This is a genomic window from Aeromonas sp. MdU4, assembly GCF_041929505.1.
Lineage (GTDB): Bacteria > Pseudomonadota > Gammaproteobacteria > Enterobacterales > Aeromonadaceae > Aeromonas.
On record NZ_JBHFMW010000062.1, the window covers coordinates 1 to 1033 of the forward strand.

At 50.6% G+C, this 1033-nt stretch carries 1 protein-coding gene; it reads left to right on the forward strand.

Annotation, left to right across the window (positions count from 1 at the left end):
- Positions 1-62: 62 nt before the first annotated feature.
- Positions 63-1033 (forward strand): IS30 family transposase (locus ACE1BR_RS23130; RefSeq protein WP_374874423.1); only part of this gene is annotated, 971 nt, incomplete at its 3' end.

A 1033-nucleotide genomic window follows, 5' to 3' on the forward strand; every position in this document is an offset into this window, starting at 1 on the left:
TGTAGATTCAATTGATCAACGCAACAACCATGTGGAAACATGCAGTTGCGGAGGATTGTTGAATGAAGCGAACATTTACAGCAAAGGAAAAAGCGTTTGTTTTTGAGCTGTGGAAGCGCGGAACCGGCTTCAGTGAGATAGCGAAAATCCTGGATTCGAAACCCGGCACAATTTTCACCATGTTGAGGGACACAGGGGGCATAAAGCCTAATGAGCGTCGCCGTGCTGTGGCTCACCTGACACTATCTGAACGCGAGGAAATTCGTGCCGGTTTATCTGCGAGAATGAGTATCCGTGCAATTGCGCACGCCCTTAACCGTTCTCCATCAACAATATCCCGGGAGGTTCAACGCAACAGTGGCAGACGCTATTACAAAGCTGTCGATGCGAATAATCGCGCTAGCCGCATGGCTAAAAGACCCAAGGCATGCCTTCTGGAGCGGAATTCGCAACTGCGAAAACTGGTGTTGGAAAAACTCGAGTTGAAATGGTCTCCAGAGCAGATATCTGGGTGGATCAGAAGAACGATGCCCCGCCAGAAGGCGATGCAGATCTCTGCCGAAACAATCTATAAAACGCTGTATTTTCGCAGCCGGAGTGCGTTGCACCACCTGCTTATCAAGCATCTGCGTCGTTCCCACAGCCTGCGCCATGGAAAACGCCATACCCGCAAGGGAGAGAGAGGCACCATCAATATCGTGAACGGCATTTCAATTCATGAGCGCTCCAGGCACATCGATAACCGACGCTCTTTCGGTCACTGGGAAGGGGATCTGGTTTCCGGTACCAAGAACTCTCACATAGCCACACTTGTAGATAGAAAATCGCGCTATACCCTTATTCTCAAGCTAAGTGGAAAAGATGCAGGGTCTGTGAATCAAGCACTTACAGACAAATTCCAAGAGCTTCCACCAAAGCTCAGGCAGTCACTGACATGGGATCGCGGTATGGAACTGGCCAAGCATTTGGAGCTTACCGCCAGCACAGGAGTTCAGGTTTACTTCTGCGACCCTCAGAGCCCCTGGCAACGGGG